We start from the raw sequence: 14188 nt of genomic DNA on the forward strand, positions 1-14188 counted from the left end.
GACGTTGTACGCTTCGATGGTACGCCTCCTGTCACTTCTTATCGTTATCGGTAATATTTCGTACGGCGCGAACGGAATCCTTGCAGGGATCGTCCCGATTGTTGACGTTGGCGTGGCCGTACCGGTAATAGAAAATCACCGCACCGTTGTGCGGCTTGAGCGTGGAAGTCCACGTGGAGTAGGCACCCCCCGGAGAAAACGCGGGATCGATGAACAATTCAAACCGATCCCGGTCGCGAATGGAGGTGTCTTCGGTGAAAATACTTTCCGCTTCCTGATGGGTCGGCATGCGCCAGTCGCGAAAGCCTGCAAACTTGCCGTCGTTGAGTTTCCGGATGTAGGTTTCCGCCTGAAACCAGTCGTGAAACTGGCTTTCGTCCTGAAAGGCATCGGTTTGTTTCCACATCAGATTCGTTTCGGTATCGGTGACGGTGCCGTCACCGTTGTCCTTAAAGCGCTTGCCCATTTTTATACTGCTTCTCCTTGCCCAAAACAGGGTTCACAATTTCACTCGCCGTCACAGTTCGGATTTGGGGATGTCCCTGCAATAACGCGTAGCGCCGCGGGAAGTGCGGTACACATCGTCAAACGTGATGCCGCCCTTGCGGAAATTGAATCGCACGGCCTGGGTTTTAGTCCGTGTTTCCTTGGTCCAGCACAAAAAACCGAAGCCCGAGGGAAACAATTTTACCAGAAACGCTTTTTGCCCCATGTGGTCCGTGTTTTCCTGCGACTTGTCGAACAGGCTGCGGACCTCGTCGGTAGTCGGCATGCGCCAGTCTTTGTACCCCCCGTGAGCCTTCCTGTTCAACTCCTGGGCGTAATCCCTTGCCTGCACCCAGCTCAACCACTTGTCCGTCAACTGCCAACTGTCCTGGCGGCACCAGATCAACCTGCGTTTCATGTCAATGATGGTATCCTCGTCGTTTTCGACGAATCGAGAATTGTCCTGCGTGTTCTGGGGGACGGCGGATGCTTCGCTCATGCTTTACTGGTCTTCCTCTATCAGGTCACAGACCGGGCGGACACCGTGACTGCGCAATCCTTTTTTATGGAACTTGTAGTCCCCGCTGAAATAATTGAAACGGATGGCCACCGAAGGATCCGTTTTGTGCAGGGTCTTGGTCCAAGTGGTCTGGCCCGCCCCGGGAGAAAAAACGGATGGAATGTAGATGATATCGCCGTAGGTGTCCGTGACCGGGTTATTCGGCCTGTGTATGCTTTGGGCTTCCTTTCGTGTGGGCAGGCGCCAGTGGGTATGGCCGGCAAACTCATCCTTGTTCAATTCCAGAACGAAGGTCTTGGCCTCGTCCCAGCTGACCCATTTGTCCAGGTCCAGATACGAGTCGTCCTTTTTCCAGATGACTTTCATTTCCAGATCGGTGACGGTGCCGTTGCCGTTGTCCACAAAACGGTCCTCGTCCGACATCTGATTGGGATCCCCAACCAGACGCACCAGCCGGACCGCACTGGGAAACCCGATGTTTTCCTTTGCCAGCCAGTACTCATAATCGGCCCGGAAGTCGTAGCCCATTGCCGCTTTGGCCCCGCGCGTTTCCGCTGTCCAGGTGGTGTAACCACAGCCTGAGGTGAAGACCGGGTCGATGTGCACTTCGCACCCTTCCATATCCGTGTTGCTGAGCTCCGGGTCAAACAACTCTTTCGCTTCGTGGCCGTTGGGAATGCGCCAGTCATTGTAGCCTGCGAATTTCTGTTCGTTTTTTTCTTTCAGGAATTCCTGGCTCTGCCACCAGGAAATGAGGTGTCCTTTTTCAACCCAGGAATCGTCCTTGATCCACATGCGGTTTTTGCGGGTGTCGGTGACAGTGCCGTCGCCGTTGTCCACGAATCTCAATTTGGTTTTGGTTTCGGCCATCGGCTAGCTCCCGGTTAACGCCTCGGGTTGTTGGGCCGGGCACGACGGCTGTCGCCCCGATTGATCGGTTCCTTGCGAACCAGCCGCACCGCACCGAACGCATATTCATCCACTTGGAAAATCTTGCCTTCCGTGTAATCAAAGCGCGGGCGGCGCGTGGACGTGTCCGACGTGGTCCAGTGGAGTTTGAAAGACCCCTCCGGAAACACGGGATCGATGTGGATGGTGGCTCCCCCTTTGGCGGTATTGGAGAGTTCGGGGTCGTACAGAGTGGCCACCTCGTCCATGGTGGGAAGGCGCCAGTCGGTGAACCCTCCGATCTTGCGGATGTTCTTGAGGTCCGCGTACTCCCGGCTTTCATGCCAGTTGTAATACTTGCCACGGTCCTGCCAGGAATCTTTTTTCATCCAATAGAGGCCCGTCACCGTATCCTGCACCACATGCGGCCCTATGGACACAAACCGTTTGGGGCCCTCGTCCTCAGAAACCTCGAGCTGTTCCTCGCCGTCTTCACGGAGAGCGGGCTTCAATTCCTCTTCGTCTTCCGCTTTTTTGCTCGCTTCCTCTTCTGCCATGTCGTCTCCTGTATGAATCAATCGGTGTACCCGATGACCACGTCGCCTTTATCCACATCCACTATCACCGGAACGATGTACTGCCCTTCCGAATACTCAAGCATCTTTTCCAGGCCGTGCGGATTGTTGTCCACATTGACATAAATGAACGGCTTGCATTGTTTCTTGAAATCCGTCCGGGCCTTCTGGGTATAAGGACAATCGTCCTTGCCGAAAATCATGTAATGACTGCTCATCAAAGCACCTGAATCAGGATGGCCGGTCGCTCCCCAACCTCAGCCATCGAATTTCTTGGTATCCTTTCGCCAGGTGGGCTCCCACTCCTCCTTGACTTCATCGCGAACCGCACGCACGTGGCAATATTCATTGTCCTTGCGTTCCCATTTTTCATTTCCGGTCACGTAGCTGAAGTTCATGGCGTACTGCTGGTAATCCGGTTTTTCCTCGTAGGTCCATGTGTTGTGGCCACCCCCTTGTGCAAACAGAGGGTCAATATGGATTTCCGCACCGTCTTTGTCGGAATTGGAAACGGTGAAGGAAAACATTCGCTTGGCCTCCTCAAAACTGCAGAGACGCCAGTCATCGAAGCCGGCGAATTTTTTCTCGTTCAATTCTTCAATGTAGTCGTTGGCTTCAAACCAGTTGATCCCGTAACCGTATTCCGCGAAAGAATCGCTTTTCTTCCACATGAGATTGTTGTGGGCATCACTGACGGTCTCGTCTCCGTTGTCCACAAACTGGGGACCGAGCGGAATTTCCTCGTCATCTTCCTCGCTCTCAATTTCATCCCAGTCTTCTTCGCCAATCCAATCGACGTCGAAGTCTTCGTCCTGGAGATCCTCAAGGAAATCGTCGGAAAGGTTTTCAGTGTCTTCGTCTTCCTCGATTTGTTTTTTCATATCTTCGTCAGACACAGCTCATTTCCTCCCAGCGGGCTTGGCAGAACCCCGGTTCAATATCTAATCTTTTCATTCATCACGGACCAGGCGTACCGAGGTCCCTGTGGTGGACACCTGCTGGTCCACACACACCTCCTTACAGGAGGGGAAATAACATTTCCATGCATAGGTATCGTAACGCGTGTCCGAGGTCCAGAAGCTCCATTCTCCTCCCGCCTGGTAATTGGACACATTTCTTTTTTTCTTGGAGGGCAAATTCATGAAGAGCTCCCAATAGGCATCCGTTTGCTTGAGCAGATTGCGCAACTCGCTTTTGGTCGGGATCCGCCAATCGTTGTAGCCCAGGTAATTCTGCTCGTTGCAGGCATCCCGGTAGGCAACCGCTTCGTCCCAGTTGAGCCATTTGCCCAGTTCCTGGCGGGAGTCTTTCTTCGCCCAGACCAAGTCTTCATCCAATTGAGAAATCGTGTTGTCGTTGTTTTCCTTAAACTGTTCCTTCCAATCCGACATAATCGAGCCAACTTTCAAAAGCCACCCCCTTTGAATTCAAAGTCTCCAGGCCCATTTTCCGGGGCGAGGGGTTGCTAGACGTTTAATTTCAGAAATTTAAATCGAATATACGCTTAAAATATCACTGTAACCGCTATTTTTCAATATCAATCGCCCCAGCATAAATCCAGTATATATAAAGGTTTTCGGCCTTTTTGGACTTCAGCGTTGCTCGGAAGTGTAGAGTCCTTTTCGGGGTGGGATTTTCCCCAGTTTCTTTTTGAACTCCGGGTCCATGGTCCCACGAACCAGTCGGACACTGGTATGAAGGATGTCGTCCACGTCGGTATGCCCCCCGGTGCCACTGGCAAAGGAGAACACATAGGCGTTGATGCTTCCCATCGTATTTGAGGTCCAGGTATTGAAGCCGCATCCTTCGGTGAATACCGGGTCGATGTAGATCTGCATCTCATACCGGTCCAGAATGGAGGCCTCCTTTTCCCTCAAATACAGACTGTGAGCTTCGTCCTTGCTCGGCAGGCGCCAGTCGGAATGGCCCGCGAAAGCCTCTTCGTTTCTCCTTTTGAGGTATTTTTTGGCTTTGGCGTAGGTGATATTGTCTTTGAATTCCAGATAGGAATCCTTTTGCATCCACATCAATCTGGAATGCGTGTCGGTGACGGTACCATCGCCATTGTCCACGAAACGTCCTTCAACCATGCATCACACTCCTGACAAAGGGGGATTGATCACAAGGGGGTGACTCCCGGCCTGGTGCGGGAAGGAGAAAACAGAAAAAGCCGGAAGGTCGAAACCTTCCGGCTTTTCCAGACAACTGTATAGCTTAACGATATGCTTCGGATTTGTGACCGGTAACACCCGTGATACCGCGTTCCGTACCCTGCGGCATACCCAGACCCGGCTCGATGTAAGTCATCGGGCGGACATGGTCCAGATGGTAGTCAGTCTGATAGGTTTTACCGGCGCCGGCATCGATTTTCCAGTCATGCCGATCAAAGCGCTGGCGCTGACAGTTCACCATAACAGAGCCCGGGCCCTTGTTGGTGAAAGTGCTGCGCGATGCGATGGCGTTGGTTTCATATCCGCCCGGCGCGATTTCTACCGTAAATACTTTTTCCCATGCATAAGCGTGGGGACCAATGTCGAACTCGAGAGTGGTCTCTTGCGTTTCGCTGGTATTGTAAACAATCCAGGAAGCGTTTTCACAAACAGAGCTCTCGCCTTTTTGCAGAACGGTTTCGTTGGCACTCGCCATGGTGGAGACGGCAACGAAAGCCAGAACCGTAGCCGCGATGGCAACCATTTTTCTTACCATTTGCTCCCCCTTTCAATGAAGGTGATGTGGATAAAACTATTAAACTGACAAAGCCGTTTCGACTTGAAAATTCGGTTTCACATCAGCCCTTACGGGCGTCCCTCTGGTAGAGGGAGATTCTTCCTAAAGCCTTGTCTTGCGCAGACTAAGGCTACTTCAGGATGTGGCAAAAATATCAGAACCCTCAAACTAAGTCAAGCTTTTATCTTCTACGCCGTCAGAACCCAAGAAATCCCTTTAAATTCGATAATTTAACGAACTCCCGACTGCGCCCCGGGTCACCCGGTTCACACCCGGAACCGGAGGGTGGTCAGGTTCACCAGATGCACCGAATTCATGAGGGCCCGCTCCCCTTCCTCACTGATGTCGTTGACAACCAGCTGCAGACTCCGCAGGTTGATGAGCGTGGTCGAATTGGCCAGCGCCCGGGCTCCTTCGTCACCGATGCGGTTGGACTTCAAATTGATGCTTCTGAGATTCGAGAATATAGGCGACTCCGCGATGGCTTTCACCCCTTCGTCACCGATATCGTTCTGCGACAGGTCCATGGCCCGCACCCCCGACAACTCTTCGCATTTGGCGAGCTCCTTCGCTCCCACTTCACGGATGAATTTCGCTTTCAGGTTCAGTATCTGCCCGTCCTTGCTCAACCCATCCTTGATCAACCGTCGAATGTCTGCCATTGATTCCTTTTCTCTCCATTCACTTTTAAAGTCAGGCGCAATAACGAGGGCCCGGTCCCGTCACCCCCGGCCTTCGATGGTCTTGGCCTCGAACCCGTATTCATCATAGGTCTTCCATCCCTCGGCCAGCATCTTCTTGGCGTAGGTGATCATCATCTTGGCCTGGGCATGATTGGGATCGATATCCATCGATTTTTTCAAAAGCTTGAGGGCTTTTTCCACGTCCTGAATTTCCTCACCGTACAGATCGATCTGCCGGCTTTTGTCGATCAGGTCGGACGCCCACTTGTAATACAGATTGGCCAGCTGGGAGGGGGCTTCTTTCGCAATGTAATCCACCAGGTCTTCATCCGCTTTCAAATGCGGCAGAAACTCCATGGCCTTTTCAAAATTGTAGATGGGGTCCTTATAGTCGTCGTCGTTCACCTGGGTGATGGAGTCGCCGGCCTTGTGCGCCGAGTGCAGGCCGATGGAGCTTTTCACCACCACCGACTGGATTCCGGACAACAACATCTGAAACTGCATGTTGGCCAGGCCGAAATGGATGATCGAGTGAAAGTCATTTTCCTTGTCCAGTTCCAGCGCCAGTTCGTATTCCTCGCGCGCCTCCTTGTGCTGACCCAGTTCCTCCAGAGCTTCAGCCAGATTGTAGTGGTGGATGCAGTTGTCGGGCTCTTCCTCAATCTGGGCACGAAACTCCTCGATCTGCGATTCCAGATCGAACTCTGCTTCTTCACCGCCCTCTTTCTGAGCGCGTTCGTAAGGGTCATCTTCCCGCACCCGGAAGTTACTGCTCAGGTCATCCTCCCCCTCCGGCACATCCCCGCCCTGGGCGCCCTCTTCTTCCAATTCGTCCGGATTCTTTTCTTCTTCGGAATTCATACCCCGTTATCCTTCCAAAATAAACCCAGATTTATTTTAGCAGACTCGTACCCGCCTAAATTCGATTCCGCCAAAAAAAGGCCTTGAGGGAATCACTTCAAGCTGACTTTTTCGTTTTCCTTGAGGTCGCGGACTGCGCGGATGACGGTGAGGGATTTCTGGATGCCGCCCTTCATGCTGGGGTAGGCTTTGCCGCGGATGAAATTGAACCCCCACGCCATTTCCTCGCTCACCTCTTCCACAGACCAGTAACAGCAGTTGCTGTTGCCGAAAATGGGGTCGATGTGCACTTCGTTTTTCGTCCAGTAATAATTCCACGAAACCGACTTCGACTCATCATAAAGGCTTTTCAGTTCCTCCCGGGTGGGAAGGCGCCAGTTGGACGCCCCGCCGAATTCGGTTTCGTTCATCTTGCGGATGTAGTGCTGGGCGTCGTTCCAGTTCAGCCACTTTTTGAGCGACTGGTAGGAATCCATCTGCTCCCACACGAGTTTTTCCTGAATGTCGGTCACGGTGCCGTTTTGATTGTCCCGGAACCGCGGGTCGTCGGTTTTGAATTCCGCCTTGGGCGGCTCCGTGAGGGTGAGGATCTGGCCCCCAAACTCCGGGTCGGACGCCTGCGGTTTTTCATCTACGGCCCATGCCATGGCGGGAAGGAGAAACAGGAGGGTGGTCACCACCCACGGCCCCACCCCACCCACGGTACGCACCCGCCACTCACTCATCTTTCGGCTCCCAATCGGGCTCCCAGGAAAGCCAGATGCCGCTGGGATTCTGAAACTGCTTTTCCTCGCGCCCGATGGTGCCCCACTTGCTGACGAAATTCATTTCCGGGTCGAATTTCTGAATGCGGTTGTTCAACGTATCCACCACGAAGACGAATCCGTATGGGTCCTCGGCGATGGCCATGGGGCAGTTGAACTGCCCGTCGCGTTTCCCGTATTCACAAAAGGAGGCGATGAAATTGCCATCGCGGTCAAACTGCTGCAGCCGGTTCTGGCTCTTTTCCGCAACCAGCAGGGTGCCGTCGGTGCGCACGGTGAGGTCGGAGGGAAAGTTGAACCGCCCTTCCTCGAACCCATACTCGCCAAACTTGGTGAGGAACTGGCCCTCTTCGTTGAAAATCTGAACACGCTGGTTGTCGCGGTCGGCGACGTAGATATTTCCCTCGGCGTCGGTGGCGAGGCCGGTGGGGAATTTCATGAACCCGTCGAAGTTGCCGGCGAAACCGAACCCGAGCAGGAACTCCCCGTCTTCATCATATCGTTTCAGGCAGTGGTTGTGCGTGTCCGCCACCAGGACCGTGCCCATGGGCTCGACACAGATCGCCTCCGGCCAGTAAAACTTGCTCTGTCCGTAACCCTCACCGCCGAACTCCAGAATGAAATCGCCGTCGGGATCGAATTTCTGGATGCGGTGGCACCCCGTGTCCGCCACCCAGATGTTGCCTTCCTTGTCCACCGCCACGCCAAACGGCCCTTTGAACAACCCCGGCCGGTAGGGAGGACGGGTGCCGGCGGGCTTTCCAAATTCGAACAGGAACCTGCCGTTGCCGTCAAACTTCTGGATGCGGTCGTTGCCCGCATCCGCCACCCACACGTACAACTGTGTGTGATCGACGTCCGCCCATTTCGGCCTCTCCTCCGGAAGCGTCGCGGGATCCTGAACCTCGATGGCGGTCGATTCGCCGACGACCTCCTCGGTCTCGACTTCTTCTACCGCTTCATTGTCTTGTGCCATGCCACATCCTCAATCAGTCAGCGTTCTAAACGGTGACAGTATCGTGATTTCAATTCGGTCGGGGGTCGGCTGCGGGACAACTGGGTGTGGATTCCTTTGGAGGACCGGGCAAGAGCGGACGCCCACATCGGGTGGGCTTCCATCAGGCATTCGGACTCTGGGGCGGGACGCACCCCGGCAAGAAAAAACCCGTTCGGCGTACCGGTCAGCCGGAACCGGCCAGACCGGTGTCAGTTCACCATAAACTTTTTGACGTCCAGAATCTGGTACTCGAAATCGCAGGCATTCTGGAGTTCGTTCAACCGTTCGTTCCATTCGCGCTGGAAGTTGTCCAGGTTTTCCATGTTCGGCTTCTTTTTCATCAGGGACACTTCCTTGTAAACCGGCTTGACCAGGTGCTTGTGGATCTCCTGAATGACATTGCGCATGCGTACGATGCAATCCTTGGTCACCATTTCGCGGGTGACGCCGTCCACTTTTTCCAGAAGACGCAGGAAGCCTTGAATCGTCGCCAGGTGTTTCATGTAACTGTCGGCCAACTGGTGATTGTATTTCAGGCCGCAATCAATGTATCCCGCCATGAGGAACACGCCGACGTGGTGGTCGAACTTCACGGCCAGATCGATGACCTTCTGCAGGTAATCGACCTCGCGTAAATCCTCGTCCTCCTCCTCGCCTTCTTCCAGCTCCTTGGCAGCCTTTGCCTTTTCCGCCTCGAGTTCTTTTTTTATCTTTTCAAGTTCCGAAAGATCGGACATGGGGTCGTCTGTCCGTTGGCTCATCTCCTGACCATCTTCCGGGGCCTCGGTATCTTCAGGATTGGTTTGGGTATCGTGTTCGCTCAAAACCTGATCTCCTTCAAAACAAACGGTTCAAATCGGGAAATGGTCGTAACCATCAAAAATATAAAAGTTTACGGCCTTTCTGGGTTTTACGCATTATATATACATAGGAAAAAGGGTGTCAAGACAATTGCCTCTCCTAAAAACCCGGTCAAATGGGCACTTGTATCCGCATTACCCGCCTTCCCCAACCTCCCGTTTCATGCTCTTCAGCCAGTTGACTGAAAATGCTCATCCCGCATTGACAGCAGGTTCTTCGGTTCTCTATGATGATCGTAACTATCCTAATGGAATTAGGAATTTATATGAAGACGGCCCTCATATTCCCACCGCAGTGGTTTCCGAGTCAGCCCTACCTGGCATTGCCCACGCTCGCCGGGTATCTGAAGTCGCACGGCCACGAAGTGGACCAGTACGACTTCAATATCGAGGGGTACGAAACTTTCCTGTCACGTCCGTACCTGGAAGAGTGCGTCGAAATCATCCGCGAGCGCCTGTCCCGGCCGGCCTACACGCCGGAAGAAAACCAGGTCAAAAACGTGTACCGTGACATCCTGTCCGATCCGGATTACCTGGAATCGATTTACTCCGGCGTGGAAGAAGCGAAAGAGGTCCTGCGAACGGAGGAATTGTTCTTCCAGTTCCCGGTGTACAAGCGGGCCTACACCACGCTGAAGATCGCGATGAAACTGATCTCGTTCGCGCACTTTCCGAGCCAGGTGGACCTGGAATCGTTCTTCATGCCGGGCAACCCGGAAGAAAACCTGAAAGGCATCGTGGGGGCCACCGCCGACCCTGTAGCCAACCCCTACCTGCGGCTGTTCGAAGACCACCTTATGCCGAGGGTGGACTGGAACGAATACGGCGTGGTGGGCATTTCCATCATCCACGTCGGGCAGGTGATCGCCGGGCTCAGTCTGGCCCGTTTGCTGCGAAAACAACACCCGCACCTGCACATCGTCATCGGCGGAAGCGTGTTCACCCGGCACATCGACATCCTCGACGACAAGCAGATCCTGTTCGATGAGTTTTTTCACAGCATCATTCTGTTTGAAGGGGAACTCCCGCTCCGCCGCCTGCTGGAGCAATTGCAATCCGGAGGATCGCTCAGCGAAGTGCCGAACCTGATCCACCTGCAGGACGGCAAAGTGGTTCACAATCCCAAAGCGGAGTCGTTGCCCTACGACCAGCTGGCGCGCCCGGATTTCGACGACATGCCGCTGGATAAATACCTGATGCCGTATCCCGTCCTGCCCTACATGGCCAGCCGCGGCTGTTACTGGGGCAAGTGCACGTTCTGCACCCACAGCCACATCTATGATTCTTTTTACCGCAAGGAAAACGAAGCCCGCGTGGCCGAGGACATCGACTACCTCGGAAAACGGCACAACACGAAATACTTCACGTTCTCGGACGAAGCCATCTCGCCCAACGCCTTCAAGCGCATGGCCGCCGCCATCCTCAAAAACAACGTGGACATGCGCGCTCTCGGCATGCTGAAGTTCGAGGCGGACACGGTGGAAACCGAAGACCTGTTCCGGGAAATCTGCCGGGCGGGGTTCATCATGCTGTTCTATGGTCTCGAGAGCGCCAACGACCGCGTGTTGTCGATCATCGACAAGGGATGCGACCAGAAAACCGAGCACCGCGTTCTCACCAACAGCGCCCGCGCGGGTATCTGGAACCACCTCTACCTGTTCTTCGGCTTTCCCACGGAAGAACTGGAAGAAGCGGAGGAGACCATCCGCTTCACCGTGGAAAACAGCGAGCGCGGCAGCGGGATCGTTCATTCCGTCGGCCAGTCCACCTTTTCGCTGGAAAAAGATTCCGCCATCTTCCACAACCCGAAGAAGTTCTCCATCGACCGCATTGTCCAGGACCCGGAACGCGACATGGCGATCGTCTTCGACTTCGAGATCCAGAAAGGCATGACCCGTGACGAGGTCATGGACGTGTACGAACAGTTTGACGCCGTCCTCGATGATTGCTTCCCATCCCGCAAAATCTGGAAATACCTCTCGCGCGAGCACTTTCTGCTTTATCTCGACCGTTTCGGCCGCGAGGAAATCCTGCGCATGGCGCAGGACGAGGCCCTGACAGAAGCAGTGGAGGCCTGACTCCACAACGCCTTCCACGCCCGCCCCCCGGGTTTAGGGTTTGACACCCCCACGCCAGATAACCTAAAATTCAATTAAATCAGCTTTCAGGCAGTGCCGCCTATGGCGGTGGGGTCAACAGCAACCGTTCGCATAGAGGTTCCATTCATGGCAGACATAGATGTCAACGAAGACTTTGATGTTGAAGAGTTTCGCAAGCGCCAGCAGGACAAAAAAGAGTCCAACTGGATGACCATGAAAATCCACCCGGAGATTTTTGAAGAGCTGGGGGTGCGCGATCCGGAGCAGATCAAGCTGGAAACCGCCATCATGAAGAAAACCCGGCAAATCAAGAAGGAACTGCGCAACGACCCGGACAACCTCGAAAAAAAGACGGAGCTGGCCACACTGTTCATCGACGGCGGCAACTACGAAGAAGCGATCAAGGAACTGAGGGCGGTCATCAACAAGGACCCGAAGTTCGGCCGGGCCTACAAGGTACTGGGTACCGCCTACGCCCTGTCCGAGCAGGAAGATGAAGCCATCCGCGAATTGAACCGCGCCGCGGAGCTGGAACCCGACGATCCGGAAGTGTTCTTCAATCTGGGCGGCGCCTACATGTTGAAGGACTATTTCGAAAACGCGGTACGCGCTTTCCAGCGTTGCATCGAGCTGGACCCGACGGATACCACCTCCTACGCCAACCTGGCTGCGGGTTTGAACATGCTGAAGGACCACCTGAACGAAATCCGTACGCTCAAAAAGGTATTGATGTTCGACCCGGAAAACAAGGAGCTGCGCGCGGCGCTGGGCAATGCGTACTTTGCCAACGGCGACTTCGACGAATCGCTCACCACCCACCAGTGTGTCGTGGATCTCGATGAAAAAGATCCGCAGGCCTGGTGCAACCTTGGCAGCGCCTTCTCCGCCAAAAACATGGTGGATGAAGCCATCGATGCGTTCAAAACAGCGATGGAGCTGGACCCGGAGTTTTCCCTGCCGCACACCAACCTGGGAAGCCTCTATGCTTCGGTCAACCGTGTCGAAAGCGCCATCAAGGAATTCAAGACAGCCGTCAGCCTGAACGAAGGCGACGCCACCGCATGGCTCAACCTTTACCAGTGCTTCAAGGAAATCGGCCGTCACGAAGAGGCCACGAAAGCGCACGACAAGTACCAGGAACTCATCCGGCCGCAGGGCTCCGGTGGCACCGAAATGTCCGGTATTCCCGGTGGTGTGGCCACCACAGGGAAAACCGCCGCGGAAAAACAATAGCCTTTCACCGGGTCTGACTGAGGATGAATTCCGGCCATTCCGAGCTGGCCTCACTCGGCGATTTCCAGCCCGCCGATGTGTGGCAGGTGCACGTCAACCATATCTTCTACGGGACCAAAGGTCCCGGAATCCACCACCATTTCCAGACCTACGTCAGCCGGGATCATCGTCTGGCCTACGCCCTGGCCGACCATTTCTTTAAACACTGCAAAACCCTTCCCACAGAGGTGCCTCTGCTCGTGCAGGAATGGGGCGTCGGCAACGGCAACCTCGCGGCCCGCCTGCTCGACCGGTTGAAGGACATCGACCCGGAAGGCCGCGTGTACCCGCGACTTTCGTACACACTCTGTGACTATTCACAGGAAATTTTAAACGGGGTCGAGGCCAACCCGGATTTGCAGGCGCATGCAGGGCGCTATGCCACCGCGCTCATCGACGCGCGCGATCCGGAGGGCGCGGAACCGGGCTCGCTCACCTGGGTGCTGTCGAATGAAATCTGGGACGACCTCGCCACGCGCGTTCTGGTCAAAAGCCAGGGCACGCTGTTCGAGGAATACCTGCAACCGTTGATCGACCCCGCTGTCATCGAAGGCGACTTCGACGCCTTCGTCCAGCAATTCCAGAACGCGGACCTCGACGCGCTGAAATCCCATCCGCCGTTTCTCGACCAGATCGTCTGGGAACGTGCCTTCCAGCGCACGGACGTCAGCGACTGGCCGTTCGGTGAAGTGGTCGACAAACACATGAAAGCCATCGACGACGACATCCCGACTCCCGTCAACGTGGGTGCGTTCGGCACGCTGGAGAAAGCGCGCCGGCTTCTGCATCCCCAGCATTCGGCGGGCTACACCGGGTTCGATTACGGCATGCTGTCCACAGCGCATCTCAACCGGGTCGGGCGGCCGTACTTCAAGCTTTACGGCGGGCAGTACACGTCGATGGTCAACTTCCCCCTGCTCGCCGAGGTCGGCCAGGCCGCGGGCTTTTCGCACATCGAACTGGAACCGCAGCATGCATACGTGAGCCGCAGCCTGGAAGAACCGCTGATCAGTCTGCTGGAACTGGTGCAGAACCATCCGAAAGTGGCGGAGATGGCTCCCTGGGACGTGGATGTGCTGATGCTGGAGACCCTTCAGGCGCTCAACACGCACTACCGCAGCCCTCATACCAGCAAGATGGATTACCCGACGCTTCCCGGTACGCCCAAGAAACAGCGCAAGCTCATCGCCCAACTGGTGAAAAACCTGAGTGCGCGTGGCGTGCCGGATACGGTAGCGTACGTGACGGAAAGCGAGGTGCGCGCCGTGGAAAAACCCCTGCGCAAACTGGGCTACCGGGAAAAAGACATTCAGCGGAGTTTTTCCCTGAACGATGCACCCATTCAGTTCTGCCGCCTGACCCTGCGCTGAGACCGCCGCACCCGTATCCCGCTCAACGAAAAAACCCCCTCGCCCGGACGGGCAAGGGGGTTTTTGGATTGCGTGTCTGGAACGAT

General features: G+C 55.0%; 17 protein-coding genes. 3 read left to right on the forward strand and 14 right to left on the reverse strand.

Annotation, left to right across the window (positions count from 1 at the left end):
* Window positions 1-31: 31 nt before the first annotated feature.
* The 14 genes from ACTRW9_RS01000 to ACTRW9_RS01065 form a co-directional block, all read right to left on the reverse strand.
* Window positions 32-466 (reverse strand): DUF1566 domain-containing protein, encoded by a 435-nt coding sequence (locus ACTRW9_RS01000; protein WP_442426532.1) that lies wholly within the window; start codon window positions 464-466, stop codon window positions 32-34.
* Window positions 467-517: 51 nt separating this feature from the next.
* Entirely contained in the window at window positions 518-985 is a 468-nt protein-coding gene (locus ACTRW9_RS01005) for a DUF1566 domain-containing protein (RefSeq protein WP_442426533.1), read from the reverse strand.
* Window positions 986-988: 3 nt separating this feature from the next.
* Window positions 989-1876, reverse strand: coding sequence for a DUF1566 domain-containing protein (locus ACTRW9_RS01010; protein ID WP_442426534.1), 888 nt, complete (start codon window positions 1874-1876; stop codon window positions 989-991).
* 14 nt (window positions 1877-1890) lie between these two features.
* The gene (locus ACTRW9_RS01015; RefSeq protein ID WP_442426535.1) at window positions 1891-2451 is read right to left on the reverse strand and encodes a DUF1566 domain-containing protein; all 561 of its coding nucleotides are present in this window, start codon (window positions 2449-2451) and stop codon (window positions 1891-1893) included.
* Between the two features lie 17 nt (window positions 2452-2468).
* On the reverse strand, window positions 2469-2687 hold the full coding sequence (gene uxx1, locus ACTRW9_RS01020; protein ID WP_005008622.1) for a UXX-star selenoprotein family 1: 219 nt from the start codon (window positions 2685-2687) through the stop codon (window positions 2469-2471).
* A 39-nt stretch (window positions 2688-2726) separates the two neighbouring features.
* A complete protein-coding gene (locus ACTRW9_RS01025) occupies window positions 2727-3365 on the reverse strand; it encodes a DUF1566 domain-containing protein (RefSeq protein ID WP_442427964.1) in 639 nt (212 codons plus the stop codon).
* 54 nt (window positions 3366-3419) lie between these two features.
* Window positions 3420-3860, reverse strand: coding sequence for a DUF1566 domain-containing protein (locus tag ACTRW9_RS01030; RefSeq protein ID WP_442426537.1), 441 nt, complete (start codon window positions 3858-3860; stop codon window positions 3420-3422).
* A gap of 201 nt (window positions 3861-4061) precedes the next feature.
* Window positions 4062-4559 carry a DUF1566 domain-containing protein gene (locus tag ACTRW9_RS01035; protein WP_442427965.1) on the reverse strand — a complete coding sequence of 166 codons (498 nt, stop codon included), beginning with the start codon at window positions 4557-4559 and terminating at the stop codon, window positions 4062-4064.
* 124 nt (window positions 4560-4683) lie between these two features.
* Window positions 4684-5163 (reverse strand): hypothetical protein, encoded by a 480-nt coding sequence (locus ACTRW9_RS01040; RefSeq protein WP_442427966.1) that lies wholly within the window; start codon window positions 5161-5163, stop codon window positions 4684-4686.
* A 299-nt stretch (window positions 5164-5462) separates the two neighbouring features.
* The gene (locus ACTRW9_RS01045; RefSeq protein WP_442426540.1) at window positions 5463-5858 is read right to left on the reverse strand and encodes a hypothetical protein; all 396 of its coding nucleotides are present in this window, start codon (window positions 5856-5858) and stop codon (window positions 5463-5465) included.
* A 60-nt stretch (window positions 5859-5918) separates the two neighbouring features.
* Window positions 5919-6740, reverse strand: a complete 822-nt coding sequence (locus tag ACTRW9_RS01050; RefSeq protein ID WP_442427967.1) for a tetratricopeptide repeat protein — start codon at window positions 6738-6740, stop codon at window positions 5919-5921.
* Between the two features lie 92 nt (window positions 6741-6832).
* Window positions 6833-7465, reverse strand: a complete 633-nt coding sequence (locus ACTRW9_RS01055) for a DUF1566 domain-containing protein (protein WP_442427968.1) — start codon at window positions 7463-7465, stop codon at window positions 6833-6835.
* The gene (locus tag ACTRW9_RS01060) at window positions 7458-8480 is read right to left on the reverse strand and encodes an NHL repeat-containing protein (protein WP_442426543.1); all 1023 of its coding nucleotides are present in this window, start codon (window positions 8478-8480) and stop codon (window positions 7458-7460) included. The genes ACTRW9_RS01055 and ACTRW9_RS01060 overlap by 8 nt, the downstream gene beginning before the upstream one ends.
* A gap of 230 nt (window positions 8481-8710) precedes the next feature.
* Window positions 8711-9325, reverse strand: coding sequence for a hypothetical protein (locus ACTRW9_RS01065; RefSeq protein ID WP_442427969.1), 615 nt, complete (start codon window positions 9323-9325; stop codon window positions 8711-8713).
* A 302-nt stretch (window positions 9326-9627) separates the two neighbouring features.
* Between ACTRW9_RS01065 and ACTRW9_RS01070 the strand changes: the two genes are divergently transcribed.
* From ACTRW9_RS01070 to ACTRW9_RS01080, 3 genes are all read left to right on the forward strand, one after another.
* Entirely contained in the window at window positions 9628-11439 is a 1812-nt protein-coding gene (locus tag ACTRW9_RS01070; RefSeq protein WP_442427970.1) for a B12-binding domain-containing radical SAM protein, read from the forward strand.
* Window positions 11440-11586: 147 nt separating this feature from the next.
* Complete coding sequence (locus ACTRW9_RS01075) at window positions 11587-12693, forward strand: tetratricopeptide repeat protein (protein WP_442426546.1); 1107 nt, start codon at window positions 11587-11589, stop codon at window positions 12691-12693.
* 23 nt (window positions 12694-12716) lie between these two features.
* Complete coding sequence (locus ACTRW9_RS01080) at window positions 12717-14102, forward strand: hypothetical protein (protein ID WP_442427971.1); 1386 nt, start codon at window positions 12717-12719, stop codon at window positions 14100-14102.
* Window positions 14103-14188: the final 86 nt, after the last annotated feature.

The sequence above is a fragment of the Nitrospina sp. 32_T5 genome, from assembly GCF_052156635.1.
Classification (GTDB): Bacteria; Nitrospinota; Nitrospinia; order Nitrospinales; family Nitrospinaceae; genus Nitrospina.